This window comes from Deinococcus sp. Leaf326 (assembly GCF_001424185.1).
GTDB lineage: Bacteria > Deinococcota > Deinococci > Deinococcales > Deinococcaceae > Deinococcus.
Window position 1 is genome coordinate 31,709 of the sequence record NZ_LMOM01000076.1, and the last position, 26,818, is coordinate 58,526.

Sequence of the window (26,818 nt, forward strand, 5' to 3'; positions counted from 1 at the left end):
GGCCGCTCATCTGTCGGCCTCCTGGAACGCCTCTTCAGCCCTTGCTGAGGCAGTAGGGGGTGCGCCGAGCCGCGCGCCGGGCCGGTCGAGCAATGTTCCGAGCTCTAGACCCAGGACCCCGGCGAGCCCGGCGTGCAGCCCCGGCACGCCGGCGTTGGGCAGGCGGGTCAGGGCGCGCATCATTTCGGGCATCTGTTCGCCCTGCGGCTCCTGCCCCAGCGTGTGCAGCCCGTCCCGGATCTGCGCGGCGCCCAGTTCGCACAGGTAGCCGTCGATGTCCTCGAGCAGGTGCGCCACGTCCGGGCCGTTCATCTCGGTGAGGGTCACCGGCACGCCGTCCTCGGTCTCGGACTCGTCCCACTCGTGGACATGGTCGCCGTGGTCACGCCGCAGCAGCGTGCCGAGGTCGGTCCCTAGGTCGGCCTGCTGCACGAGGTCCCAGATCTGTCCCTGTAAGAGCGGCAGCTTGGAGGGATCGAGCAGTTCGAGCTGGTAATACTCGTCGACCAGCGCAGCGAGTTCGGCCAGCGGGCCGTAGGTGTCGGCGCGGGTCAGGGGCGGCGGCAGATGATCGAGGATGGTCGCGTGGGCGCGGCGTTTGGCCTGCGTGCCCTCACCGGGGTCGTTGATGACGAACGGGTAGAACAGCGGCAGGTCGCCCAGCAGCGAATCGGGGAAGCAGTTCTCGGACAGACCCACGCCCTTGCCGGGCAGCCACTCCAGCGTGCCGTGCTTGCCGACATGCACCAGCGCGTCGGCCCCAAACCCCCCCAGGGCAGTGGGCTCGCGCAGCCAGCGGTACAGCGCCGCGTAGTGGTGCGTGGGCGGCAGGTCGGGCGTGTGGTAGATGGCGTCGGGGTCCATGCCGTAGCCCCGCGGGGGTTGCAGCGCCACGAACACCTTGCCGAAGGTCATCCCTGCCAGGCACAGCTCGCCGCCGTGGACATACGCCGAGCCGGGGGGTGGTCCCCACTGCTCGCGCATGCGCCGCTGCTGCGACGCGGGCAGCTCGGCGAACCAGCGGGCATACACCTCGCCGGGAATGCGCGCCGCCGTGCGGGCCAGTTGCCCCGGCGTCATGACGGTCGTGTCGTAGTTACCGCCTTCTATCAGGCTGTGCATCAGCGCGTCGGAGGACTCGGGCAATGGCGTAGCCGAGTGCTGGCCCACGTCGTAGCCGTCCTCTTCCAGCGCCCGCAGCACACGCAGCAGCGACGCTGCCGAGTCGAGGCCCACCGCGTTGCCCACCTGCGACGCCTTGGCCGTCGAGTTAGTGAACACGAACGCGAGCCGCTTATCGAAGTTGGCCTTATGCCGCAGCCGCGCGAGCCGCACGGTGATCCCGGCGAGGCGGGCGGTGCGCTCGGGGTCGGCGACGAGGCGCCGGGCTTCGCCGGATTCCTGTTCTTTGAAAGCAAACGGAACCCCGATGATCCGCCCGTCGAATTCCGGCAGCGCCACGTTCATGGCCGTGTCAAGCGGGTTCAGGCCGCGTGAACTCGTCTCCCAGGGGCCGCGCGCGCCGCCCAGGGTCAGGCCCTGCACCACCGGCACACCCAGGCGCTCCAGCGCCGAGACGTTCTCGCCGGGGGCCGTGATCTCGCCCGCCTGCACGTCGGCCATCGCGAAACTGAGGGTCGAGATTACGGCGTCCACCCCGGCCAGCAGCGCGAAGGCTTTGGGATCGCCGGCCGCATTCACGTCCTTGAGCGAGGTCGTGAAGACGGGCAGGGCGTCGGCCCCGGCGTCGTCGAGCGCCGTGATCAGACTGTCGATGAAGGCCGTATTGCCGCTCAGGGCGTGCGCCCGGTAGAACAGCACGCCGACGGCGGGTCGCTGCGGGTCGCGGATGCGCTCCCAGTCGGCCAGCGTCGCCTGTTCAGGCAGGTCGGGGTGGTAGACGCCGTGCTCGGGCTGCGCCAGCGGGGGCCGGGCGCCGTAGCCGGTCAGGCGCAGGGTGTCCGAGAGCGAGAGCAGCAATTCGCGCATGTTCGGCCAACCGCTTGCCGCGAGGTAGGTCAGGGCGGTGTCGAGGGTATGCGCGGGCGCCAAGCTCAGGCGGGCGAGTTCGGGGTCGGGTTCGTTCGTGCCGCTCACGATCAGGAGGGTCTGCCCGGCAGTCCGGGCGTGCGAGAGCAGCAGGTCGCCGCCCGGCACCGCGCCGAATTTACCGTGTACGCGCACCAGCACGACCTCGGCCCGGCCCACTGCCCCGGCCAGCAGCGTGGTCATCTGCGCCTCGCTCCGGATGCCTCCCAGCGCCACGCCGGTCACGGGGCCGAAGTCGTCCGGCAGCATGTCCTGGGCCGCCCGCAGGTTGAGCAGGTCGGTGTCGGCGTGCGAGAGCAGCGCGACGCCCGACAACTCGCCGGAGGCGTCTGGGGTCGCCAGGGGCAGGGCAGCCATCGCTGCGCTCCCCGCATCCCAGGTGTAGTAGTTGAAGGTGTACTCCACGAGGTCGGGCGGCACCGGCAGGGGGCCACCAGCCTCCAGCATCGCGCTGACGTACTCGAAGATGGCGACCACCAGCCAGGGATCGTTGACCGAGTGAAACCAGGTGTCGTGGCCGTCGAAGACGAGGTGCGCCACGTTGTTCAGCGTGCACGGCCCCAGGCAGCCCGACTTGGTGAGGTGAATCTGGTTGCGCAGCCGCCGCCGGGTCCACTCTTCCTTGTAGGTGTCCACGGGCGCGGGCGCGTAGCCCTTGTCGGTGCGCCCACAGCAGCAGCCGTGAAAGCAGTAGCTCAGGTGCCCGCGCTTGCGGACCACGTTGATGGTGCGGCCGTCGGCCCGCGTGACGCGCTGGCGGACAGAGGAACGGGTCATGCGCCCAGACCTCCGCCCGACCGGCGGCGCTGGCGGTACGCGACGCTGGCAGCCGCGAACAGCGCCAGGGTCAGCCCCGCCAGCCAGAACCCCAGCGGCGACACGTCCACGTTTTGCAGGGCGGCCAGGGCGCGGGCGGCGGCCGGAAAATGTTCGCCGGCCCACTGCGAGAGGGTCACGAAGCCGATCGCGAACGCGATCACGCCCGACAGGCCCGTCACGAGGAGGTTGTAGGCCCTCTTCTTGCGCGGGTCATGCAGCGCCCAGCCGTAGGCGTGCGTCATGGCGACGCCGTCGAGGGTGTCGAGCAGGGTCATGCCCGCGCCGAACAGCAGCGGCAGCGACAGCACCGCGGCCCAGCCCAGCCCCTGCCCCGCCGCCGTGCCAGACAGGGCCAGCAGGGCGACCTCGGAGGCCGTATCGAACCCCAGGCCCATCAGGAAGCCCAGCGGGAGTACCTGCCACTGCCGCGAGACCAGCCGGGTGAGCGGCGCGATGAGGCGGGCCAGCAGGCCGCCGTGCGAGTGGGTATGGTCGTCGCCCGAGCGCGCGATACGCCACGCCGCAGTCAGGTTGACGAGCGCCACGGTGACGAGGTACGCCCCCGCCACGAACGGGCCCACCCAGCCGCCCACGGCCCCGATGCCGTCCTGTGCGCCCAGCAGCGCCTTGCCGATCACGGCTGCTGCCAGCGCCATCAGGAACACCACCGACGAGTGCCCCAGGCTGAAGAACAGCCCTACCCCATAGGCGGGCCGCCCCAGCGTGAGCAGCTTACGCACCGTGTTGTCGATCACGGCAATGTGGTCGGCGTCCCAGGCATGGCGCAGGCCCAGCAAATACGCGGTGACGCCCACGCCCCAGAGCAGCGGCGACTGTAGCGCCGCTGGAATCCACAGGCACAGGGCCAGGGCGTGCAGGCCCAGCACGACCAGCAGGAAGGGCGCGCCCCGCCGCAGGCTCTCGCGGGCGGTCAGGGGGGCGGGGACGGGCAGAACTTCGGTAGGCAGGTGGGTCATGGTGCCTCCAGGCCGGACCCGGTGGGGCCTGCGGCGGGGGCGTCACGAACTGGCGGGGGCACCGCAGGGCAGCGGCGCGCCGCTTCGTCCCGGACGCGGGGACGAGGGGCGTGGCTCAGCGTGGGTCGGACTGTGACCGTGGCGCGACCGTGGCGGACTTGCACCGCACTTCCAGGGGCTGAGGGCAGGGAAGGAGAAGGCGTCGATTCGGACGTGGCGCCACTGTAGCGCACGCGGCCCCTCGCATCCCTTGTCGCGTCACGTGGCGCCGGGGCACGGGGCATAATCGGGCGCAATGGCCCCGCTCACGCGCCCCCGCCGCCGGCCCGCCGGTCTGCTGCTCGCCGCTCTGTGTCTGGGAGGGCCGGGCCTGGGGGGACTGGGACAGGCGGCCGCGCAGGCCTGCGTGCTGCCCAGCAGTCCACCGCCCAGCCGCTCGCGGGTGGTGTTCATCCTCGACACCTCCGGCTCCATGCAGGGGCTCGGAGACGGCCGGGCCAACATCTTCGCGCGGGTCCAGGGCGCCATCCTGCGCGGAATGCGCGCGGCGCAGGCGCCGGGCTCGGTTGAGCTGCTCACCTTCGACAAGGGGCCGCGCCAGCGCCAGAGTTTCGCGTGGCCCTCGCATCGCAGCGAGTTCGAGAAGACGGTAAACGCCGTGCGGGCCGACGGCTCGAACACCTGGCTGTACACCAGCATGCAGAGCATGTTCGCCTCGCTCCAGAGCCGGAATGACACCGCCACGACCGTCTATGTCCTGACCGACGGCATAGACAACAACCCCGACCGCGCGGCGACCATCGCCACAGCGCTCACGGCCTTCAACGTCACGCGCGGCGACTTCGACAAGCTGTACTACGTCGGGCTGGGGGTGCAGGTCCCGGCCGAGGTCAAGGCGCAGTTCGCCCAGACCACCTTCGCGCAAGCAGTCGAACTGCCCCTGAACACGCCGCCCGACCTCACCTCGGCGCTGCTGCTGCCGGGCATGGTCAACGTGTCGCCCGACGCTTCTTTTCCCTTCCGGCGCCCCCAGGGCACCCACCTGAGCCTGGAATCGGGCAACGTGGGCGGCGGTCAGGTGACGATCCTGAACCCCGAGGGCGCGGGCGACCGGGTGCGGCTGGGCATCAAGGGCAGCGTGCCGGCGGGGTCGGTAGGCTACGTGTGTGCCGAACTGCCGGACGGTGAACAGCGCCTGCTGCTGCGCTTCGAGCAGACCACGCCGCCGCCCTCCGGCGCGCCGGCCCCGCCGCCGCCCGCCCTGGGCACCCTGCGGCTGCTGAACCCCGACTTCCGGCGCGAGCTGAAACGCGGCGAGAAGGTCGTGCTGCGCTATCAGGCGGTGAACGGCCCGGTGACGGTCGAGGTGGCCCAGGCCCCCGGCGAGATCACCGCGAAGCTGCCCGACACGGTGGTCAGCCTGCTCGAGGGCCAGCAGGTCGAACTGACCCTGACCGACCTCACGCTGCGCGGCGGCCAGCAGGCGACGTCCTCGCTGCGGCTGAACAACGCCGCGACGCAGGCGGTGCCGCCGGTCGTGGGCGTCGAGCCGGTGCGGCGCAACTGGTGGTGGCTGCTGCTGCTCGTCCCGCTGCTTTTGCTGCTGTGGTGGCGACGTGAGGGCCGGCCCTTCGAGCCGTATGCCCTGTCCGTGGACCGGGCGCTGCGGATCACGCTGCACGAGCGCGCCACGCGGCGCAAACGCAGCCGCCCGACGCGGCGTGACCTCAGCGACGTGGGGGCGCTCTTCCGCGTACCAAAACTCCGCGGCATTGTGCTGGAGCGCTACCAGCCCGAAACCGCCATCGAGGACGAAGTGGTGCTGGACAACAGTGACGCGAACAGCATCCGCGACTACGCGGCCCAGCAGCTGCGGCGGGCGCTGCGGCTTCAGGCCCAGCCCGAGCGGCTGCGGCTGCATAAGGACGGCGAGCCGGAGGGCACCTTCCTGGCGGTGCAGGAGACGCTGGCGCTGGGGCAGCTGTACGTGTTCACGCCTTACGAACCGCCGCGCGCGCGGGTGCGCCCGGCCGCGCCGCCGCCCGAGCCGCCCATTGAGGTCATCGTGACGCTGCTGCGCGGCGTGGCGATGCAGGACCTCGAACTGCCGCTGGAGGACGTGGACCTCGCCGACGTATTCGCCGAGGAAGGCCTGCGCGGGCTGGTCGTGCGCCGCGAGCCGGGACTGTTGCGGCTGCGTGCCCTGGCGGGCGAGATGCGGCTGCGGCACATCAGCCGCGAGTTCGGGCCGGGCGACGCGCTGCCACTGGCGGTCATGCTCGATCTCACGGCGGCGGGCGGGAGCTTCCAGCTGCGGGTGCGCGACAAGGCGTCCATGAGCCGGATGCAGCGCTAGGGCGGCGTGGTCCGGCCGGCGCGCCGGGGCTCCTGACCGGGAACCTAGCGCGCCCAGCCCAGGAAGGCCGCGTCGTCCAGCGACAGGCGCCCGAGCTTGCGCCACTCGCCCCGGATCGCCTCGCGCATGAGCGGCATGGTCAGGGGCGTGCCCTGGGCGGCAGCCATGAAGGCGGCGTTGAGCGCCACCGAGCGGATATTCCCCCCCGCGAGCTTGATCTGCGCGAGCTGCGCGTAATCCAGCGCCGAGGTCTCCACCTGTTCGGGAAAGGCGCGCTGCCAGATGCGGGCGCGCTCGGCCACCTCCGGGGCACGGAAATTGAGTGTGAAGCGCAGGCGGCGCATGAAGGCCTGGTCCATGCTGCTTTCCAGGTTGGTGGTGAGGATCGCCAGACCCCGGTAACTTTCCATGCGCTGGAGGAGGTAGTTGACCTGCGTGTTGGCGAAGCGGTCGTTGCTGCTCTGCACGTCGCCGCGCTTGCCGAACAGCGAATCGGCCTCATCGAACAGCAGGATCACGCCGCCCTCGTCGGCCGCGTCGAAGATCTGGCGCAGGTTCTTCTCGGTCTCGCCGATGTACTTGCTGACCATGCTGGACACGTCCACGCGGTACAGGTCGAGCTTCAGGGCGTGCGCGACCACCTCGGCCCCCAGCGTCTTGCCGGTGCCTGAGGGCCCGCTGAACAGCGCGCTGATGCCCAGCCCACGTGAGCGGCCCATGCCCCAGTCCTCGTAGACGCGGGCGCGGTGGCGCACATGCTCGACGATCTGTGAGAGCACCGCCTTGTCCTCGGGCGGCAGCACGAGGTCGTCCCAGCCGGGCTCGCCGGTCAGGCGCTCGGCGAGCTTGCCCAGACGCTGGCGCCCGGCGACCCGGCAGGCCTGCCACGCGCGTTCCAGCTTTTCGTCGTCGCCGTGGGCTGCCTCGCCCAGCGCTGCCGCCGCCGCCCGCGCCGCGATGGCGCGGGAATTGAGGCTGAACTGGTCGGTCAGCTCGCCCAGACGGGGCGAGTCGGCCCGGCGCAGACCCAGGCGGGCCGCCCACACCCCGCGCTGCTCGGCGCGGGTCAGGTGAGGCACCTCCAGTTCCAGCGCGGGGCGGGCCGCGCCCAGGTCCAGGGGTTCCTGGGCCAGAACCACCAGCGGCGCGCGCAGGTGCGAGGCCACGCTGGCGACCAGCCGCTCCAGCCGGGGCACAGGCCAGGTCTCGTCGCCAACCTCCAGCTGGTTCAGGTGCGCCCCGAGGACGAAGGCCGAAGGGTGCAGCGCAGCGTGTCGCTCCCACAGCGTCAGGTCGCGCCCCAGGGCGTCCCCCGCCGCCACGAAGTCGCCCAGAGCCAGATGCACGACCGGGCGATCCAGGGCCGCCAGTCCGGCCAGTGCGAGGTCAAGCTGCGTGCCCAAATCGGCGCCGTGAAGCTGCGCAGCGGCCTCCGGCCCAGTGGCGAGGTGCCGCGCGAGGGCGGCCACCAGCTCGCCCGTGTCGCCCGCCTCCACCGCTTCCGGCAGCGGCTGCACGTAGGGCGAGAGTTCGGCCGGTACCTCGTCCGAACCGTAGAGATAGGCGAGAACCGCCGGGTCAAGCCGTAGCACCTGAAGGCTGAGGCTACCCTGCGGCTCGCCCGCCACCGGCAGCAGCAGCCGTGACGTGAACAGGGCGCTGCGCTCTCCCATCACCCCGGCGTCGTCGCCGAACAGGCTGAGCGCGAGGTGGCGGGTCACGCCCCCCAGTGGCGGCGGCTGGTCGTCGTAGTGCAGCTGCACGAACTGGCGCAGTCGCAGCGGATGGACCTCGCCGGCCAGCGCGAGCATGAGCAGCCCGCCCTCGACCCCCGAGAGGTCGAGTGCCCGCGCCAGCTGTGAGAAGCGCGACCGGCCATCGTCGAGCGGGTTGACGAGCGCATCGTCCGCCTGCCCGCTGAGGTGCAGCTCGATCGCCTGAATGAAATGGAGGACCGCCTCGGTCGTCGAGGGAGCCGTCCAGGCAGGCTCGGCCACGGCGACCGGCGCGGCGCGCGATTTGCGGCGACCGGTCACACCAGACCGCCAGAGCGGAGCTGCTCAGCGGTCACGGCGCATCTCCGTGGCGAGGCGGCGCTTGAGCACCGCGTAGACCTGCTCGGCCAGACGGTCGAGATCGGGAGCGCGTCCCTGTCGCCGCGACGAGCCGGTGTCGGGACCGCGCGCCGCAGGTTCGGGGCTGCTGGCCGGCGCGGCCTCCTGGGCTGGCGCCGCCGGAGAGCGTGAGGTACTCGCCGCGCGCACGACCGCTCCCGGCCCGCCCGCCGCGGTAGGCGCGGCGCTGGCCGGCGCACTCGGCCGTGCGGCGGGGCGGGGCGGGCCCGGACGCACCGGAACGGCTGGAGCATCGTCCCAGAAGGGCAGCGGTTCCCAGGGGGCGGGCAGGTCACCCCAGGGCGCCGTAGGGCCGGAGGCGCGCAGAGCAGGGCCGGCTGGAGTGGCAGGAGAAGACAGCGGCGGGGTCAACCGCGCCGCCGACTGGGCACTCACGCGCGCCTCGACCTGCTCGGCGAGGGTTTCCTCGTCGGCTGGGGCACCGCTCGGCGTAGGGGTTGCCAGCTGAGGCGACGACCGACCCGGGGCAGCACCAGCTGGCGCGCGCAGCACCGCCGGCACGAAGGAGGGATCGCGGTCGCGCAGGATGTGGGTGAGCTCGTGGGCCAGCAGGCCCAGGCCGCGCGGTGAGGCGAGGTCCTGACCCGGACTGAGCAGCACGGCGTCACCGACCGCCAGCGCGTCGGCCGCCGCCTCGGCTGTCGCCGCTGCCGCGTGGGCGTCCCGGATGAGCCGCACATGTCCGACATCGGCCCCCAGCGCGCGGCTCAGGGCCGCCTGCGCGCCCAGCGGCAGCGGTTCACGCGCCTCGGGACGGGCCAGGGCGCGCCCGGTCGCCTGCGCGGCTCCCTCGCTCACGCCGGTCAGCGGATGGGGCTGGGGTGACTGTCCCATCAGCCCAATGGAGACTGGTCGGACTGCGGCAGGCTCGGCCGGAACGGCCAAGGGCTGCGCGACTGCAACTCCGTCCGCCCCCTCCTGGCCCAGCTGCGGAGGGAGAAACGGAACAGACGAGGGCTGAGCCGGTGGATCTTCAAGTGGCACAGCCATAGACGGTAGCGACTGGACCGTCTGCCCCCAAACGGGCTGAACTTGTTTTGTCGTGGGCGCTTCGGGTAGACGTTCGGCGGCCGGAGACAAGGGTGCCCCATTCTGTACGGGTCGCAGCATTGCCCCCTCGGCCGGAGCGGGTCGAAGCGGAGCCGGTACAGGCGGCGCGGGCACGAGTTCTGACCCCAACTCCGTCCGGTTCCGCCCTGGGGAGGACGACACCGGGCGAACCTGGGGACTTGGGGAAGGCAGCGGTTCAGCCGAAGCGGACCGGGCCATATCCGGTAAGACCCCGGAGGGCAGCGATCGGGGGACTGGAAGGCTGAGGGGTGTGGGAGGAGCCTGCCCAGACCAGGCCACTACAGGTTCGGGGCGATCCGCACGCCCAGCCACAGCAGGCGCCGTTTCCTCGGGCGTCAGGCTGACCCCCTCCGGCTGCAGCAGAGGGAGTGACGAGAGTGGCTGTTCGGCAAGAGACGGCAGACCAGCGGATGGAGCCGCCGACAGCTCGACCGGAAATGTGGGCACCGGCAGAGCGCCTTCTCCTTCCTGCGTGACAACCGACGACAGCCCGGTTGCTGGCGCAGGGTCGGCCGGCCGGCTGACGACTCGCACGGGAAAAGGCGCAGTCTCCCCGACCGGAGTAGATGAGGGAAACGTAAAGCCCGGCAGCGGCGCAGGAACGCCCGGAGCCGCGGCTTGCGGAGAGGCTGGTTCCTCACTCCACGGCGTGCGTCTCATCTCCCTCGCAGGCTGCTGCTGGAAGGTGGCACTTTCTAACGCTGGGAAGGGCACGGAATCGCCCACAGCAGGTTCAAGCGGACGCGGCATGGCTGGCAGCGCCGCTGGGATAACGGGATCAGCCTTCCCCTCGGAACCGATGCGCTCAGGCCTAGTTGGCACTTCTAAAGCGCGGGAATCGGCAGGAACTGTCGCCTCTGCGGCAGGCGTCGTCGGCACCAGTCTCGCGGCAAGAGGGGCCGGAGGGAGTAACGAGAGGGGTACCGCCGTCGACGATGGTGTGAGGTCTGCTTCGGCACTGGGAACACCGGGCAACCCGACGAGATGGAGCTGGGACGCGTCCCCAGACACCGGCAACGGTGAAGGTGAACGGCCCGGCACGGTCACCTGAGCCACACCCACCTGCTCGGCAGGGGCAGCAGGCAGAGGCATTTCCAACACAGCTCCAGTTACAGAGGTAGCTTCCCCAGACAACGGCGTGGAGCTGTTCTCCGGCTGGACCAAGCCCTCCGGGGCGACTGGACGCGGCTGCCCCGGCAAAGCGGAAGACAGTGGAGATGGCGTGACCAGATCAGCCACGGGCGCAACAGGCAGGCGGTCGCTGACCGGAGCACCGGTAGCCGGGCCGAACCGGGCAACAGCCTCCTCGCCAAGTCTGGACCCAGCAGGGTCACTGAGAACAGCAGCGGGGCGTGGCAGTTCGGGGAAAGGCACCTCAGGCAGTGGGTCTGGCATCTCCGTGACCACAGGCGGCCGAGGCGCTGCGTCTTCTGGTCGTGGGAGTTCGTCCAGTTGCCCGGACAGGAAGCCGGCCCCTGCCTCTCCGGCCTGAGTAGGTCCCACCGACACGGGAGGAAGGGCCACAGCGGGCGCCAGCGGCATCAGGGATTGAGGAGCTTCCGAGGACGGCTGAAGCGGCGCGGGCACCGCCGGAAACGGTGCGGATGGGTCAGGTCTGGCGACGTTTCCCGCGTCGCCCTCTACTTTTGGGGAAACTGTCCGGGACGGCGGGGTAGCCTGGCGAGCCGGGGCTGCGTCCTGGGCAGCCGGAGCCGGACGGACGGCGGTAGGGACCTGCCCGGGAAGGTCGCCAGATACAGGCACTGGTAGGGGAGCGACAGCATCAGCCGGAGCCAAAACCGTGGAAGGCAGAGGGGACAGGTTCTCAGAATCACTGGGCGGGAAGGCCGACCTAACCTCTGCCGGCTCCAGACGACGCTCGGTCGAGGACTGTTCCGTCTCGGCAGGCGCCGACGTCTCCTCTTCTGCCCCGGCCAGAATATCGGGAGGCTGGTCGGACTTTGGCCGCGCCTCTTCGGCTGGGGTGTCCTGAGCCGGGGCGGCACCGATGGGGCGGTCAGGAGCCTGCCACGTCATCAGCTCCGACAACGACAGCGGCCGCGCCTCGCTCGTTCCTTCGTTCTCCCGCTCGATCATCCGGTTGAGCCGTGCCAGATAACTCTGCGCCTGTTCGGGGCTGTGCACCGGCGCCTCCGGCTCCGGTTCCGCCACCTTCGCCGCCTGGAGCGGCATCGGGCGCGGGCGTCGCGGCAGACTCAGCTGTGCGCCCCCCTCCGACACCGGCAGGTGATCACGTACCTGTCGGCGTGTCGTCTCGTCCTGCGCCGGTGACACGAAGTCCGTCGGAGGCGGCTCCAGCAGCGCCGGAGCAGAGGACGGCGCTCCCTCTGCCTCCGGCCCCTCGCCAGCTGCTCTGGCTATGGGAGCAGCAGGCTGCTCGGGTGCGGGTGTTGCGACAACTGGGACCACCGTTTCCAGAGGCTCGGCCTGTGGCACAGCTGGGGCCGAAGGGGTCGGTACCGGTTCAGGTTCGGCCACGTGCGCCTGAGCCTGCGGGAGCGGGGGCAACTCGGTCTCCTCGACCAGGGCAATAGGCTCTGCCCCGGCCACCGGAGGCGCCGGAGCTCCGGCCGCAACCGGAACCTCCGCCGCTCCTGTCTCGGCTGTGAACGGGGACATGACCGGTGCATTCTCCGCCGAGGCGTCCTGAGCCGGGGCGGCACCGATGGGGCGGTCAGGAGCCTGCCACGTCATCAGCTCCGACAACGACAGCGGCCGCGCCTCGCTCGTTCCTTCGTTCTNCGTCCTGAGCCGGGGCGGCACCGATGGGGCGGTCAGGAGCCTGCCACGTCATCAGCTCCGACAACGACAGCGGCCGCGCCTCGCTCGTTCCTTCGTTCTCCCGCTCGATCATCCGGTTGAGCCGTGCCAGATAACTCTGCGCCTGTTCGGGGCTGTGCACCGGCGCCTCCGGCTTCGGTTCCGCCACCTTCGCCGCCTGGAGCGGCACCGGGCGCGGGCGTCGCGGCAGACTCAGCTGCGCGCCTCCCTCCGACACCGGCAGGTGATCGCGCACCTGTCGGCGTGTCGTCTCGTCCTGCGCCGGTGACACGAAGTCCGTCGGAGGCGGCTCCAGCAGCGCCGGAGCAGAGGACGGCGCTCCCTCCGCTTCCGGTCCCTCACCCGGCGCAACCTCGCTGGCTGCGGCGCTCGCAGGAACGACTAAGGATGGTGCAGTAGCTTCAATGTTGGGGCTGGGTTCGACTAGTTGCTCTACTAGGCGGGCCACCTCGGCAGAGACCGGCGCGGCGACGCTGGGGGTGGGAAGGGACGGAGCAACCTCCACCACCGGAGGTGTTGGGCCGACCACCGGATTGACCGGCGCGGCACTGGGCGCCGGCGCAACAGCCTGGACCAATACAGGACCTCGGTCCAGAAGCGGCCCGGCGACAACCGCTGGAGTCTCGCGCACCTCGTCTGCGCGGGGCAGCGTGACCTCGGCGGCCGGCACTTCGGGCGCTGGGTCCGCTGCGCCGCCGTAGGCGAGCAGACTGCGAAAGTCGAGCTGGCCGGTCGCCGGGTTGAAGGTCGCCGGCTCGGGGGCCCGCACCGGCTCCTGCCCGGCGGCTGGGGACAGCGGCGCACTCCACACGCTGCCGGACGCGTCCAGCAGGCGGTTGACCTCCGTGGGCGAGAGAGCACTGCCTGGCTCTCCCGGAGGCAGCCAGAACGCCTCTTGAGCCGGAGCGGCCGTGTCCTGGGAGCCGAGGCCGGCTTCCTCCGCTGAGGTCCAACTTTCCGCCGTGGCCGCCACCTCAGCAGCTGGACTGACCCGCCACGGCGCTGTCAGGACGGGCTCTATCTGCTCAGCAGGCGTTTGCCGTAACGTCGCCCGAACCCGGCGCGGTGCGGCTGCCTGCGGTACGACTACGGCAGGAACCGCCCAGGAAGCCGACACAGCCAGGGGCACTGGAGCAACCGGAAACGCGACTGGCACCGGTGCCCTTGGCCCCCGGACGGCGGGGGAAGCGGGCTGGGCAGCCGGCCTCTGGGTGCCGAACAGCACCGTGAAATGCTCGCGGTAATGCCGCAGCAGTTCGGCGCGGCCCTGCATCGTCGGTGACCTCATGCGTTTCCTCCCGAGAGGCCGGCGCCCCTGGCGGCCGGGGTTATTCCACGGCCAGAATGCCCACGTGGGCCAGTTCTATGGTTTCGATAGCGACGGCGTCGGTCCCGGCCGACAGTTGCGGCCCGGTCCACTTGCAGGGAAAGGCGTTGAGCAGTTCCCAGGTCACGACCGGTTGCGCCTCCTGCGTGGCGTACAGCGTGATGGTCACCGAGCGCAGGTCCATCACGCCGCGCGCCACGCGCTGATACCACTTGAACAGCTCATTGTCGCGGGCCACGCCGCGCTTCAGGGTCACGTTGCCCGCCTTGGTGATGCCCGGCAGGCGGTGGACGTAGCTGTTGTTGCCGCCCTCCTGGTACTCGAACAGCTCAGTTTCCATCTGGAGACCGCTGACCTCCGAGAACACCGCCTTGGGCATGTTGTCCACCGTGACGTAGTAACGGCTCGACGCATTGGCAACCGGTTTAACGTAGGCCGACGACGGCCCCGAACCGCCGAGTTTGCTCCCGAAGCTCATCGCCTCACCTCCGGCCTGCGCGGCGCAGTTGCAGCTTGAGGTCCTCACGCATCAGGCGGTACACCCGGTCGGCGAGTTGTTCGATGTCGGTTGCAGGAGCCTTGACCGACGAGGCGACCACCCGGCCGCTCGGCGCCTGGGGACCTGTTCCGGAAGCAGAAGAGGAAGATTCGGCCATGTGTGCTTCTCCTTGCCGAGCACCCTCACCCGGCCCCTGCGCTCATTACTTTCCGCTCGGCCCCGAGGTGTATTCAGGCGCCTGAGAGGTCGAGCAGCAGGTCGCTGCCGCAGTGTGGGCAGGTCGTTTCGACGGTGCCCCCTAGAGGCACGGGCTGGGCAGGCGGCGGACCGGCGACTGGCGCGGGTGCCACAGCCCCAGGGCCCGGAGGCAGACTGAGCGCCGTGTTCAGTTCGAGGTACAACCCCTGAAGGTAGGCGAAGTCGGCGGTATAAAGCCCGGCGATCACTTCCGGCGGTACGGGCGAGAAATCACCCAGCCGCACGACCACTCGGCTCAGCAACAGCAGTCCCAGGTAGGCCTCGTTGCCCTGCACCCGCGGGTCACCCAGCGGCTCAATCTCGTCGAAGGCAGTCGCCAGACGCATCAGACCCCGGCGGTGCAGCCGCCCGGCGGCGTCAGCGTAGCCCAGGGGCAGTGCAAATTCGTGCAGCGCCGCCGGAGCGGCCGTCAGGGAACCGTAGGTCATCGTGCCCTCCGCGCGTGGGGTTCAGCGCAAGGGGGGCGGGAGCGCGGCCCCATCTCTGCCGCGACCCGCCCCTGCCCCGCCCTGCGCGCCGCCTTACTGAACGCGCTTGTACCCTTCGTGGGTGATGGTCAGTTCTTCGATGGCGACCTCGTTGGTCTTGGCATCGTAGGTGGGGCCGTTGAGCTTCTGGGGCCAGGCGCGCTCGAAGTTCCAGCGGGCGATAGCCTCACCGCGCTGGTTGTACAGCGTGATGGTGCCACTGCGGCGCGCACCCTCGATATCGCCGTCCTCGACCTGCTTACGCCACTGCCACATGTCCATGCTATCGGTGATGCCGCGCTTGAGGACGATATCGGTGTACTTCATGGTGCCCGGCTCGCGGATCAGGATCGGCTTGCCGCGCGCGTCGGTGGCGCGGTACTCCACGACCTGGCTCTCGCTGCCCAGGCCGTTGCACTCGCGGAAGGCGCCAACCACGCCGTTCTGGAAATCGACCGCGAAGTAGGCGGCCACCAAGGGGTCTTTGTGTACGGGCTGGGTCATGTCCTTGCCTCCTGTGGTCCGACCCCGATGTCAGGGATGCGTGGGGGCCGGGGAATGAGGGCGGAAAAAAGGGTGAGGGCCTTTTCGCCGTGGCCGGCAGGACCGGCGGGCGCGCGGCGCGGCAAAAGGTTCCGGGCGGCGCTTACTGGCCGGTACCGGCGTATTGCCCGAAGCGCAGCACCACGAACTCGGCAGGTTTGACCGGCGCGATTCCGATCTCGACCATGACCATTCCTAAGTCACGGACCTCGGGTGGATTGAGTTCGGCATCACACTTGACGTAAAAAGCCTCGCCGGGCGTCTTGCCGAACAGCGCCCCGCTGCGCCACACGATGGTCAGGAAGGCGGTGATGTCACGGCGCAGCTTGGACCACAGATCGTCGTCGTTGGGCTCGAAGACGGCCCACTGGGTCCCGCGCTCGATGCTCTTCTCGACAAAGTTGAAGATGCGGCGCACCGAGACATATCGGAAGCGGGCGTCGCTGCTCAGGGTGCGTGCGCCCCAGATGCGCAGGCCCATGCCGGGGAAGGTGCGGATGCAGTTCACACCGATGGGATTGAGGATGTCCTGCTCGCTCTTGGTGATCTGCATGGCCGGGTCGAGGGCGCCGCGCACGATCTCGTTGGCGGGGGCCTTGTGCACGCCGCGTTCCACGTCGCTGCGGGCGTAGATACCGGCCATGTGACCGCTTGGCGGCACCAGGATGGGCCGGCCTTCCGGGCCGTTGATCTTGATCCAGGGGTAGTACAGCGCCGCGTAGGAGGAATCGAAGTTCGACTCGTGCTCGCGCCAGCGCTTGACCTGCTGCGGGTTCAGGTCGGGCAGGGGATCAATGAGGGCCACACGGTTGCGGTTGCGCTCGCAGTGGTCGATCATGGCACGCTGCACGGCCTTGACGCCGTCCTCGTCGATCAAGCCGTTCTGGTAGGCGCTCATCAGGTCGGGGGCGCACAGCATGGACACGTCCTCGGCGACCTCCATCCCCTCAATGCCCGAACGGTCATGCACGCTGCCTACAAAGTGGTTGCTCTGAAGGACGATGCTCGTATCGGTCGGCGCAAAGGCCGAGTGGATGGTGAAGCCGCCGAACTCCGGCACGCGCTCGGCCAGGGCGCCGGCCGTGCTCTGCTCCAGAATCTCGATAATCTGGCTGTGCTGGTTGACCACCTCGACGACGTTGCGCGGGTGCTTCTTGGCCATCGAGACGTTCTCGAAGGTCTCTTCCTTGTCGTCGAGACGGACCCGCAGGGTGAACACGCCGTCGGCAGGAGTGGGGTCCTGCTCGGTGAGTACGGCGGGCTGCACCTCGACGTTCACGTCGCTGGCCGGCTGGCCCTTGACGCCCACCGTCAGTGCGGGCAGCGCCTTGGACGCCCGCGAGGACAGTTGCAGCGTCTTGGGCATGTCGACCGTCTTACCGCTGTCCTTGTTGCGGTTGGGCGGCACGATGCGGGTGATGTAGCAGCGCGTGCCGCCGTTGTTGAAGTACCCGTACACCGAGTGTGACATGTAGGTGCCCGGCATGTGCGGGTTGACCGTACCGTCAGCCTCACGCGAGCCGAAAGTCTCGAGGTACTGCGACCAGTTGGCGATGAAGATGGGCGTATTGGCCGGGCCACTGGGCGCGAAACCGATGAAGGCGGCCGTGGTCGTACTGATTCCCTCGATGGGACGGGGACCCGAGGACATCTCCTCGATGTATACGCCTGGCGACAGATATTCGGGCATGGATAGTCCACCTTTTGGGGGGAGGCTTGCCGGAGGTCCGGGGTCGACGCTGGACGCAGAAACCTGCGGGCGAAAAGTCTGCTGACGCACAGAAGTATACCGCTGCGTTCCGGTCCGCAAGCGCAAACTCGTGTAGAGGCTTTCTGACCGGCGTCTTACAAATGATTGATAACGTCCAGGACACATCTTAAACCTGTCTATACAATTTTGGTAGAAGCGATGCATCCACTTTGTCGGCCCGGCTCCGCAGGGAGGGCGCTATGGTGGGCACACAGCGGGACCGCAGGCAAGAACGACACGACCCCCGGCGCACGGGCGCGGGAAAGGAGCGACAGGCATGACACGACTTCTGGCAAGTGGCGCGCGCACACGGCGGTCGGCCCCGCCCGGACCGGCGCGGCCATGAGCGATCACCTCGGTACCGGCTGGGCCTTTCCCGTCGCCACCGACCCACGCGGCCGCATTGGCATGGTGAGCGGCGTGCGCGCGGTCGAGCAGGCCATGCTGATGATCCTGATGACCCCCAAGGGTCAGCGCGTGATGCGGCCCGAGTACGGCTGCCAGCTTCACGAACTGGTCTTCGCGCCCAACGACGCGAGCACCCTGGGCCTGGCTTCCTACTACGTTCACGAGGCGCTGAGCACCTGGGAGCCGCGCATCGAGCTCGAAGAGGTGGACGCGGACGTGGACCCCGACTATCCCGAGCGCATCGTGATCCGGGTGAACTACCGCCTCATCGACGAGCCCAACGCGCGCTCGCTGGTGTTTCCCTTCTACCGGATGCCCACCGAGACCCTGCCCTGAGCGGAGGCGGCGCCGCGCTCCCTGGACCCTGGGCGCCCAGGGTTCCGCACGCCCGAATCCGGAAGGCCGGGCGACCACCCCAAAGACAGACTCCCCACTCCAGACTCCGTCTCCCGAGGTCAAGCGTGCCCCTACCCACCGCCAACCTGGACGACCGCCGCTTCGACGACATCGTCGCGCAGGCCCGTCAGCTCATTCCGCAGTACTGCCCCGAATGGACCGACCACAACACCTCGGACCCCGGCATGGCGCTCATCGAGATCTTCGCCTGGATGACCGACCTGCTGCTCGTGCGGGTCAATCAGGTGCCCGACAAGATGTACGTCAAGTTCCTGGAACTCATCGGCGTGCAGCTCGAGCCGCCGCGCGCGGCCGTGGCCCCCGTGACCTTCTACCTCACTGCCGCGCCGTCGAGCCCGCTGACCATCGCCGCCGGGTCGGAAGTCGCCACCGTGCGCACTGAGGTGACCGAGGCGACCGTGTTCTCGACCGAGGCCGACCTGACAGTGAACCCGGCCGAACTGCTCGCGGCCTACAGCGGCAACGCGCTGGGCGAAAATACCTTCGTGCAGCATGACCTCGAGCGCCTGGGCGTGCTGGGCCACAAGGTCCCGATCTTCTCGCCCGAGCCGGTGCCGGGCGACGCCTTCTACCTGTGTTTCGCGGGTAACCTGAGTGCCCACGTGGTCTCGCTGATGATGGTCTGCGAGGTCGCGGGGGGCGCGGGCGTGAACCCCAAGGAGCCGCCCTTCGTGTGGGAGGTATGGCAGGGGCCGCTCAACCGCTGGGTGGCGTGCACGGTCGAGTTCGACGGCACGCTGGCCTTCAACAGCAGCGGCGAGACGATCCTGCGGCTGCCGGGCATGGTCTCCGAGGAATTCTTCGCGCAGCAGGGCTACTGGCTGCGCTGCCGCATCACCAGCGAGCAGAACTACGCGGGCTACCGGGTCTCGCCCGACCTGGAGTCGCTGGCGGTCGAGTCGCGCGGGGGCACAGTCACGGCGCGGCACGCGGTGGTCGTGCGCGGCGAGGTTCTGGGCCGCAGCGACGGCACGCCGGGCCAGCGTTTCGAGCTGGTCAACACGCCCGTCCTGCACATGGACAGCGCCGAGGACGTGATCGTGAGCGAACTGGGCGGCGAGACGCCCGAGGTCTGGACGCTCGTGCCCGACTTCGCCGACTCGGGTCCCGACGACCGGCACTACCGTCTGGACCACGTGACGGGCGAAATCACCTTCGGGCCGGCACTGCTGCAACCCGACGGCACGGTGTACCGCTTCGGGGCGGTGCCGGCGGTCGGGGCGTCGCTGCGCTCGCGGCGCTACCTGTACGGCGGCGGCGTGCAGGGCAACGTCCCCGCCCGCGCCCTGAGCGTCCTGAAAGCCAGCATTCCTTACGTGGCGCGGGTGGTCAACCACGCCCCGGCGGTCGGCGGTCGCAACGCCCAGACCCTCGAAGACGCCATGATGCGGGTGCCCCAGCAGCTGCGCACCCGCAGCCGCGCCGTGACCGCCGACGATTTCGAGTATCTGGCGACGCAGGTGCCGGGCGTGGCCCGCGCGAGCTGCATCACCCCGAACGCGGCGCTCGAAGCCGGCGAGACCTCCTTTCCGGGCCAGATCCGCACACTTGACGTGCAGCCGGGGCAGGTGTCGGTGGTCATCCTGCCACGCGGCGAGGTCACGGCGGGGCGGGTGCCGCCCGAGCGGCTGGGGCTGTCGGCCGAACTGCGCGCCAGCGTCCAGAACTACCTCAATGAGCGCCGCATGGTCGGCACGGTGCTGGAAGTGCGCAGCCCGCAGTATTTCTGGGTGAGCGTCTCGGCGCTGCTGCGCGTCCCGCCCGGCACCAGCCCGCGCGTGCGCGCCGACGTGCAGCGCGCCGCCGAGGCCGCCCTGTACGCCTACCTCAACCCCTACGTGGGCGGCCCCGAGCGGGGCGGCTGGCCCTTCCGGCGAGGGCTTTACCTCGCCGAGCTGTACGCCCTGCTGCGCACCGTGCCGGGGGCCGATTTCGTCGAGGACGTGCAGGTGTTCCTGAGTGATCCCGGCCACCCCGACGAGCGCGAACCGGCCGGGCCACAGGTACTACTGCCGCCGCAGGGCCTGATCGTGTCGGACGTGCACACGGTACGGGTCGAATGATCCGGGACGGCGCTGATCCCCGGCCCAGTTTACGGAACGGCCCCCAGGGTTCCGGAAAGGCGTGGTCCTTCTCCGAAGTCCGCGTGACCCGGAAGGGCCGCCCATGAGCGACCGCCTCTTCGTGCAGTACCAGGGCGAGACGGTGCGCGTCCTGAACCTAGAGATGTCACTGCTGTCGGTGGGCCGCACGCCCGATAACGGGCTGGCGCTGCGCGACCCCTCGGTCGCCATCCGGCACGCCGAGGTGCGGCTGCTCTCGGGCCAGTTCGTGATCACCGACCTCGGCAACGGCGAGACGTACATGGGCGGGCGGCGCCTGATGCCGTTTCAGCCGCAGGTCCTCGCGGAAGGCGCCCTGATTCAGATCGGCCCCTACGTGCTGGCCTACGCGCCCGGTCAGGACACGCCGCCCGACGTGCCCGAGCCGGAACCGGCGCCCGACCTGAACTTCGCGGCGCTGCCCCTGGCCCCCGCCCGGACGCCCTGGCCCGCACGGCCCGAGACCAAACCCGCGAGCGCGTACCTGGACTACCTGCCGGCGCTCTACACCGAGTCGGACTTCCTGGGGCGCTACCTGCTGATTTTCGAGACGCTGTGGGAGCCGCTGCAGCGCCGGCAGGAACACATCGAGATGTATTTCGCGCCCGGCACGGCCCCGGCAGAGCTGCTCGACTGGCTTTCGTCGTGGCTGGGGCTGGCGCCCGACCCGCACTGGCCCGAGAGTCGCAAGCGCCTGTGGGTGCGCGAGGCCATGAGCCTGCTCCGCTGGCGCGGCACGCCCTATGGCCTGCGGCGCATCGTAGAGCTGGGCTGCGGGGTCACGCCGCTGATCGAGGAGGACGCCGCGCGCCCCTACCACGTCCGCGTCCTGCTGCCCGACCCCGAGCCGGCCGGGTTGCAGGAGGTGACCCGCGACAGCGCCCGGCAGCTCATCGCCCGGCACATGCCCGCGCACGTCCTGTATGAAATCGTCTTCGTGCCCGCCTCGGTGACGAACTGACCCTGGCCGCCTCTGTGTCCAGCGCAGCTTTCCGGCACGCGGGCACAACTGTACGGAACCCCGCTGGGCCGCTCCCCAGCCCGGCCCTATGATCGGCCGCGTGATTCATGACACCCGCATTTCGGCCCTGAACCGGCAGCCTGAGAATCCAGACGGCCGACATGTCCTGCTGTGGGTGCAGGCCACCGTGAGGGAACGCGACAACCACGCCCTGGAATACGCGGTGCAGGAGGCCAACCGCCTGAAGCTGCCCCTGGTGGCGGTCTTCGGCCTGACGCCCGGCTACCCCGAGGCGAACGCGCGGCACTACCTGTACCTCCTCGAGGGCCTGCGGGACCTGCGCGCGGGGCTGGGCAGGCGGGGCGTCCCGCTGCGTGTCGCGCTGGGTGAGCCTGTCGCGGAGGTGAAAAGGGCGGCGCGGGAGGCGGCCCTGGTCGTCACCGATCTGGGCTACATGCGCATCCAACGTCAGTGGCGGGACGACGTGGCGGCGGCGCTGAAGGTCCCATTAATCGCCGTGGAATCCGAGGCGGTCGTGCCGGTGCGGGTCGCCAGCCCCAAGCAGGAGTACGCTGCGCGTACCCTCCGTCCCAAGATCCACCGGCTATGGCAGGAGTACCTGGTCCCGCTCGACACGCATGACCTCGACCACCGGACAGACGACTGGGACCCCGGCCAGGGGGTGGACGACCCGGCGGCCCTCGCGGCACGCCTGCCCATCGACCAGGGTGTGGGGGCAGGCCACGAGACGGGCGGCGAGGGGGCGGCGCTGGCGCGGCTGGCAGACTTCATCGCCCACGACCTCGCGCACTACCACGAGCGGCGCAACGACCCCACCCTGGACGGCAGCAGCCGCCTGAGCGCCTACCTGCATTACGGTCACCTCTCGCCGCTCACGGTCGCCCTGGCCGCGCAGGAACGTCCGGGGCCGGGTACCGACGCCCTGCTCGAAGAACTGGTCGTGCGCCGCGAGCTGAGCTTCAACTTCTGCTGGTATAACCCGGACTACGACCGCTACGAGGGCGTCCCGGACTGGGCACGCAAGACGTTGGAGGAGCACGCGGCTGACCCCCGCCCCGCACAGTACACGCCCGGGCAGCTCGACCGGGGCGAGACCGGCGACCCCTATTGGAACGCTGCCCAGCGCCAGATGGTCCGCACCGGCCGGATGCACAACTACATGCGGATGTACTGGGGCAAGAAATTGCTGGAATGGAGCGCCACGCCGCGCGAGGCCCACGCGACCATGCTCGCCCTGAACAACCGCTACGAGCAGGACGGCCGCGACGCCAACAGTTTCGTGGGTGTGAGCTGGGTGCTGGGCCTGCACGACCGCCCCTGGGCGCGCCACCCCGTGTTTGGGACCGTGCGCAGCATGAGCGCCTCCGGGCTGCGGCGGAAGTTCGACATGGAGGCGTATGTGGAGGCCTGGGGCGGCTGAGACGGGACGCCTCCGGGCACCACGGCCCCGTTTCGCTCCCCGGCCGCGCCAAAGTCGGCTAGACTACCGGGCATGATCGGAGGGCGGCCATGAGTGCCACAGGCACGATCTTTGAGGGCTTCCGGCTGCTGAGGCCGCTGGGGCAGGGGTGGCTGGGGCAGGTCTTCACCGCCCAGAACCTCGACGGCGCCGGTGTGCAGGCGCTGCGCGTCGTGTCGCCGGAGCTGGTGGCGCAGCCGGGCCTGATGACCCAGTTCCGGCGCCTGTTCGCCAAGTGGCGCCGGCTCTCGCACCCCAACATCCTGCTGCCCGACGACCTGCTCGAGCGCGAGCAGCATGTCATGTACGCCATGCCGCTGGCGCAGAGCGGCAGCGTGCGCCAGTTGCTGCAGTCGCAGGTGCGCGCGGGCGAGTTCCTCGACCTGCTCGTCGCGGTGGACCTGGCGCGGCAGGCGGCGGGCGCGGTCGCCTACGCCCACGAGCACAACCTCATGCACGGCGACCTCAAGCCCGAGAACCTGCTGCTCACGCCCGCGCGGGCGCTGCTGGGGCGCCGGGCCTACGGAGTCCTGGTGTCGGATTTCGGGGTGGCCGAGCTTCAGGCCTTCACGCATGGTACGCACGACCGCCAGATCATGAGCGCGCCCGCCTACATGGCACCCGAGCAGTTCCGCGGAGTACGCAGCGAGACGCGCAGCGACCTGTACGCGCTGGGCGTCATGCTCTACGAGCTGCTCACCAACCTCGTGCCCTTTGAGACACGCGACCTCGCCGAGGCGATGGACAAGCACCAGCACGTCGCGCCGATTCCGCCGGGGCAGATCCGCTACGACATCCCGCCCGACCTCGAAGAAGTCGTCCTGACCTGCATGGCCAAGGCGCCGCAGGACCGCTACCGCACGGCGGCCGAGCTCGAGGAACAGCTTCAGCGCGTGATGAATACCCTGCTGCCGCAGGGGCCGCAGCCGACCGTGGTGCTGCCGGACATTCCCGAGCCGCCCGCGCCGCGGATCGAACCGCTGCGCGACCGCAAGCCCTACGCGCGCCTCCAGATCTGTGACGCGGCCGGGCTCCTGCTGCGCGTCGAACCGCTGACCGGCGACGTCGTGACCATCGGGCGCGCGCCGGGCAACTCCATCGTGCTGGAACACGCCGGCGTGTCGCGCCACCATCTCAGTCTGGACCTCAGTGACGAGGGCGAGGTGCACGTCACCGAACTCGGCTCGACGAACGGCACGACCCTGGGCGGCGAGGCGCTGCCGCTGCGCGCGCCCCTGCGTTGGCCCGACGGCGGCGTGCTGCGCGTCGAGCCGTTCTGGCTACGGCTCCAGCCGCCGCAGCGTGTGGTGCAGCAGGCCCGCATCGCCCTGCTCGTCGAGGACAACGACCTCACGCTGGACCCCGGCGCTTCCGTCCTGCTGCCGGTCAAACTCTCGAATACCGGGCGCACGGTGGACCACTTCCGGCTGGAAGTCGAGGGTGTGCCGGCCGAGTGGGTGCAGAACCTGTACCACGAGGTGCAGCTCAACCCCGGCATGTCGGGCGAGACCACCCTGAAGATCCAGGTGCCGCGCGCGCCCACGTCGCGGGCCCAGACCTACGACGTGCGCGTGCTGGCCCGCAGCCGCGAGAACCCGGCCGAGTACGGCACCGCGCCGATGAGGTGGACGGTCAAACCCTTCACCGAGACCGTCACCGAGTTCAAACCGGTGCGTCGCAGTGCGTGGCGCCGCACGCACTATCAGCTGCACATGGTGAACGTCTCGAACGTCACCGTGACCTACGCCCCGACGGTGGGCGACGACGAGGGTGAGGTGAAGCTCGAGGCGCCCTGGAGCCAGATTCAGGTGCCGGCCAGCGGCAACCTCTCGAACGTCATTCCAGTGCGCACCATCGCCTACAACTACATGATGCGGCTGCGTGAGGGCATCGGGAAGGTGCGCGTGACCGGCCTGCCCGAGACGCTGACGCTGGAACCGGGCGCCGCCTACGACCAGCGGCTCGACGTGCGACTGCCCATGCGCTGGATCGCCGCGCCGCGCCCGCGCACGTTGCAGTACCACCCCAACCCCGATACGGGCGTGGACCGCGCGACCAACCTGTCGCTGCTGCACCTGCCGCTCATTCCGCTGTGGGCGCTGCCCATCGCGCTCCTCATGGCGCTGGGCCTGGGCTTCTGGCTCTTGCAGGAGCCGCGCGTGGTCGTGAGCGTCGAGCCGCAGAACCCGGTGGTCGGCCAGCCCTTCACCCTGAAGTTCCAGTCGCAGAACGCCACGCGCATCGAGGTGCAGCCCTTCGGCAAGACCGTGACGAACACCAACGGCACCCTGCTCGTGCCTCAGGGCGTCAAGGAACCGACCAACGTACAGCTCATCGTGCATGGGCGCGTCCGCAACACGCAGGCCAGCGTGCAGGTGCAGCCCAAGGTGCTCGCGCCGGTCCTCAAGACCTTCACGGTCACGCCGCAGAACATCACGCCGGGACAGCAGGCCACCGTGCGCTGGGATGTGGAGGGAGTGCAGGAGGTCAACATCGAGCCCTTCGGCACCGTACCGGCCAAGGGCGAGCAGCGCTATACGGTCGAGGCCGACACGACCTTCCGCCTCAGTGCCAGCAACGGCGGCGGCCAGGTGGACCGCGCCTACCCGGTCAAGGTGCTGCCGGCGGCCATCGAACTGTTTCAGATCGAGCCGGCCGAGGCGGCCGTAGGCCAGACGGTCACCCTGCGCTGGCGGGTGCGCAACGCCCAGAGCGTGACCCTCGAACCCCTGGGCAGCGTCGCCAGTAGCGGCCAGACGAAGTGGCAGGTCAAAGGTGAGCAGGCGTTCGTGCTGCGGGCCAACGTGAGCGGCGGCGCGCCCATCAGCTCGACCCAGACACTGCGGGTGCCGGCCCCAGTCATCGAGACGTTTCAGGTGACGCCCGCGCAGGCGCGCATCGGCGACCCTGTAACAGTCACCTGGAAGGTCCGCAACGCGCCGAACGTGACCATCGACCCGCTTGGCGCGGTCGAGGCGCAGGGCCAGCGCAGTTTCGTGATGGACACGGGCAACCGCGTGTTCCGCCTGCAGGCCAGCAACGGCGCGACCACCACCGAACAGAGCTACAGCGTGAGCGCCGAGGCCCGTGTGCCCAGTGTCAGTGAGGTCAGTGTCTCGCCGCGCAAACCCCGCGCCGGGTCGCCGGTCACGCTGACGTGGTCGAGCCAGGACGCCCAGAGCGTCGAGCTGACCGGGCTGCCGCAGGGCACGCTGTCTCTGTCGCCCTCGGGCAGCACCATCATTGCCGCGCCGAGCGGCAACGTCACCCTGACCTTCACCGCGCGCGGCAGTGGGGGCAGTGCCAGCCGCTCGCTGTCGCTGCCGGTATTGCCGGCGGCCAGTAGTGCGGCGGCCACGCCGGCCGTGACCATCACCACTCCAGTTCGCAATCCCACGGTCCAGGGCAGCGCGTCCCAGGGGGCAACGCGGCCCGCGACGCCCACGCCCAATCCGGCAGGTGGAAACGCGCCTCCCCGCAACTCTAGCAACACCCAGAGCGGCGCGGCGACCACAGCACAAACACCCACGGTGCAGCCGAAGCCCGCGACCGGCAATGCAGCAACGACCGGCGGCGCGGCGGCCCCACGCGGCACTCAGCCTGCGGTCACCCCGAACGGCGGAGCAGCCGCCACGGTCGCCCCTACTCCCCGGCCCCAGCCGGTGACTCCAGTCACCCCCACCCCAGTGACCCCGACGCCGCCCCCGCGGCCCCAGATCGTGAGTTTTGGGGCCAACGCCACCATCGTCAAGGCCGGGCAGATCACCAAACTGAGCTGGCAAGCTACCGGCATCAAGACGGTGAAGGTGTTCCCGCAGGGCCTGCCCACCAGCCCGAGCGGCAGTCTCCAGGTCCGCCCGGCGCGCACCACGACCTACACCCTCGTCGCCGGCACCCAGACCCGCTCGCTGACCATCGTCGTCATTCCGCGTGCGGGGACGCCCACTACCGCGCCCACGGGCAATGCCCCTCAGAACGGCGGGACGGCCTCCACGGGCCAGACCTCCACGACTCCGCAGGCACCGACCACGCCGGCCGCCAGCACACAGACGCCTCCTGCTACGCCCGCCGGGTCCGCCGCTTCCGGGACGCCCGGCCAGACAGCTGTGGGGGCACGGCCGGCGAACGCCTCGGCCGTGACCATCGAACGCTTCGAGGCCAGCGAGACGACCGTGTCGCGCGGCACCCGCATCACCCTGAGCTGGGACGTGGCGAATTCCAACAGCATCTTCTTGTCGCCGGGCATTGGCAAGCAGGCAGCGAGCGGCTCGGTCGAGCGCTCGATCCTGCGGGACACCGTCTTCAAGATCGAGGCGCGGCGCGGGTCTCAGATCGTGACCCGGCAGCTCACGGTCAAGGTCGAGTGACGCCGGGTAGGATGGCCTGACCCCCTTCCC

At 69.9% G+C, this 26,818-nt stretch carries 15 protein-coding genes; 6 read left to right on the top strand and 9 right to left on the bottom strand.

Annotated features, from left to right (window positions below):
• Positions 1–6 precede the first annotated feature (6 nt).
• Positions 7–2,826, bottom strand: coding sequence for a cobaltochelatase subunit CobN (locus ASF71_RS19550; RefSeq protein ID WP_235514633.1), 2,820 nt, complete (start codon positions 2,824–2,826; stop codon positions 7–9).
• Positions 2,823–3,845, bottom strand: a complete 1,023-nt coding sequence (locus ASF71_RS19555; protein WP_056303251.1) for a HoxN/HupN/NixA family nickel/cobalt transporter — start codon at positions 3,843–3,845, stop codon at positions 2,823–2,825. The genes ASF71_RS19550 and ASF71_RS19555 overlap by 4 nt, the downstream gene beginning before the upstream one ends.
• 295 nt (positions 3,846–4,140) lie before the next feature.
• Here ASF71_RS19555 and ASF71_RS19560 point away from each other — a divergent pair, with 295 nt between their 5' ends.
• The gene (locus tag ASF71_RS19560; protein ID WP_056303253.1) at positions 4,141–6,201 is read left to right on the top strand and encodes a vWA domain-containing protein; all 2,061 of its coding nucleotides are present in this window, start codon (positions 4,141–4,143) and stop codon (positions 6,199–6,201) included.
• Positions 6,202–6,245: 44 nt separating this feature from the next.
• Here the strand turns inward: ASF71_RS19560 and ASF71_RS19565 are convergent, their stop codons facing one another.
• The 7 genes from ASF71_RS19565 to ASF71_RS19595 all read right to left on the bottom strand — a co-directional run bounded on the left by ASF71_RS19565 (position 6,246) and on the right by ASF71_RS19595 (position 16,993).
• A complete protein-coding gene (locus tag ASF71_RS19565) occupies positions 6,246–8,237 on the bottom strand; it encodes an ATP-binding protein (RefSeq protein WP_056303255.1) in 1,992 nt (663 codons plus the stop codon).
• A 24-nt stretch (positions 8,238–8,261) separates the two neighbouring features.
• A complete protein-coding gene (locus ASF71_RS24605; RefSeq protein ID WP_056303257.1) occupies positions 8,262–9,170 on the bottom strand; it encodes a DUF4157 domain-containing protein in 909 nt (302 codons plus the stop codon).
• A 4,367-nt stretch (positions 9,171–13,537) separates the two neighbouring features.
• The gene (locus ASF71_RS19580; protein ID WP_082506225.1) at positions 13,538–14,014 is read right to left on the bottom strand and encodes a phage tail protein; all 477 of its coding nucleotides are present in this window, start codon (positions 14,012–14,014) and stop codon (positions 13,538–13,540) included.
• Between the two features lie 4 nt (positions 14,015–14,018).
• The gene (locus ASF71_RS24305; RefSeq protein ID WP_156372996.1) at positions 14,019–14,192 is read right to left on the bottom strand and encodes a hypothetical protein; all 174 of its coding nucleotides are present in this window, start codon (positions 14,190–14,192) and stop codon (positions 14,019–14,021) included.
• Positions 14,193–14,265: 73 nt separating this feature from the next.
• Positions 14,266–14,721 (bottom strand): hypothetical protein, encoded by a 456-nt coding sequence (locus ASF71_RS19585; RefSeq protein ID WP_235514635.1) that lies wholly within the window; start codon positions 14,719–14,721, stop codon positions 14,266–14,268.
• A gap of 93 nt (positions 14,722–14,814) precedes the next feature.
• Positions 14,815–15,264: a phage tail protein gene (locus ASF71_RS19590; RefSeq protein WP_193352025.1), complete on the bottom strand. Its 450-nt coding sequence runs from the start codon at positions 15,262–15,264 to the stop codon at positions 14,815–14,817.
• Positions 15,265–15,406: 142 nt separating this feature from the next.
• The gene (locus ASF71_RS19595; protein WP_056303261.1) at positions 15,407–16,993 is read right to left on the bottom strand and encodes a phage tail sheath subtilisin-like domain-containing protein; all 1,587 of its coding nucleotides are present in this window, start codon (positions 16,991–16,993) and stop codon (positions 15,407–15,409) included.
• A 402-nt stretch (positions 16,994–17,395) separates the two neighbouring features.
• Here ASF71_RS19595 and ASF71_RS19600 point away from each other — a divergent pair, with 402 nt between their 5' ends.
• From ASF71_RS19600 to ASF71_RS19620, 5 genes are all read left to right on the top strand, one after another.
• Positions 17,396–17,797 carry a GPW/gp25 family protein gene (locus tag ASF71_RS19600; protein WP_056303262.1) on the top strand — a complete coding sequence of 134 codons (402 nt, stop codon included), beginning with the start codon at positions 17,396–17,398 and terminating at the stop codon, positions 17,795–17,797.
• A 125-nt stretch (positions 17,798–17,922) separates the two neighbouring features.
• Positions 17,923–19,941 carry a putative baseplate assembly protein gene (locus ASF71_RS19605; protein ID WP_056303264.1) on the top strand — a complete coding sequence of 673 codons (2,019 nt, stop codon included), beginning with the start codon at positions 17,923–17,925 and terminating at the stop codon, positions 19,939–19,941.
• Between the two features lie 103 nt (positions 19,942–20,044).
• The gene (locus ASF71_RS19610) at positions 20,045–20,941 is read left to right on the top strand and encodes a phage tail protein (RefSeq protein ID WP_056303266.1); all 897 of its coding nucleotides are present in this window, start codon (positions 20,045–20,047) and stop codon (positions 20,939–20,941) included.
• 100 nt (positions 20,942–21,041) lie between these two features.
• Complete coding sequence (locus ASF71_RS19615; protein WP_235514637.1) at positions 21,042–22,382, top strand: deoxyribodipyrimidine photo-lyase; 1,341 nt, start codon at positions 21,042–21,044, stop codon at positions 22,380–22,382.
• Positions 22,383–22,471: 89 nt separating this feature from the next.
• Positions 22,472–26,788: a protein kinase gene (locus tag ASF71_RS19620; RefSeq protein ID WP_056303268.1), complete on the top strand. Its 4,317-nt coding sequence runs from the start codon at positions 22,472–22,474 to the stop codon at positions 26,786–26,788.
• The last annotated feature ends 30 nt before the right edge of the window (positions 26,789–26,818 follow it).

Excerpts from the sequence above, each read along its gene's own strand:
- ASF71_RS19600 (WP_056303262.1), top strand. The coding sequence starts at position 17,396 with ATGAGCGATCACCTCGGTACCGGCTGGGCCTTTCCCGTCGCCACCGAC.
- ASF71_RS19560 (WP_056303253.1), top strand. The coding sequence starts at position 4,141 with ATGGCCCCGCTCACGCGCCCCCGCCGCCGGCCCGCCGGTCTGCTGCTC.
- ASF71_RS24605 (WP_056303257.1), bottom strand. The coding sequence starts at position 9,170 with ATGGGACAGTCACCCCAGCCCCATCCGCTGACCGGCGTGAGCGAGGGA.
- ASF71_RS19555 (WP_056303251.1), bottom strand. The coding sequence starts at position 3,845 with ATGACCCACCTGCCTACCGAAGTTCTGCCCGTCCCCGCCCCCCTGACC.
- ASF71_RS19610 (WP_056303266.1), top strand. The coding sequence starts at position 20,045 with ATGAGCGACCGCCTCTTCGTGCAGTACCAGGGCGAGACGGTGCGCGTC.
- ASF71_RS24305 (WP_156372996.1), bottom strand. The coding sequence starts at position 14,192 with ATGGCCGAATCTTCCTCTTCTGCTTCCGGAACAGGTCCCCAGGCGCCG.
- ASF71_RS19590 (WP_193352025.1), bottom strand. The coding sequence starts at position 15,264 with ATGACCCAGCCCGTACACAAAGACCCCTTGGTGGCCGCCTACTTCGCG.
- ASF71_RS19620 (WP_056303268.1), top strand. The coding sequence starts at position 22,472 with ATGAGTGCCACAGGCACGATCTTTGAGGGCTTCCGGCTGCTGAGGCCG.
- ASF71_RS19550 (WP_235514633.1), bottom strand. The coding sequence starts at position 2,826 with ATGACCCGTTCCTCTGTCCGCCAGCGCGTCACGCGGGCCGACGGCCGC.
- ASF71_RS19585 (WP_235514635.1), bottom strand. The coding sequence starts at position 14,721 with ATGACCTACGGTTCCCTGACGGCCGCTCCGGCGGCGCTGCACGAATTT.
- ASF71_RS19580 (WP_082506225.1), bottom strand. The coding sequence starts at position 14,014 with ATGAGCTTCGGGAGCAAACTCGGCGGTTCGGGGCCGTCGTCGGCCTAC.
- ASF71_RS19595 (WP_056303261.1), bottom strand. The coding sequence starts at position 16,993 with ATGCCCGAATATCTGTCGCCAGGCGTATACATCGAGGAGATGTCCTCG.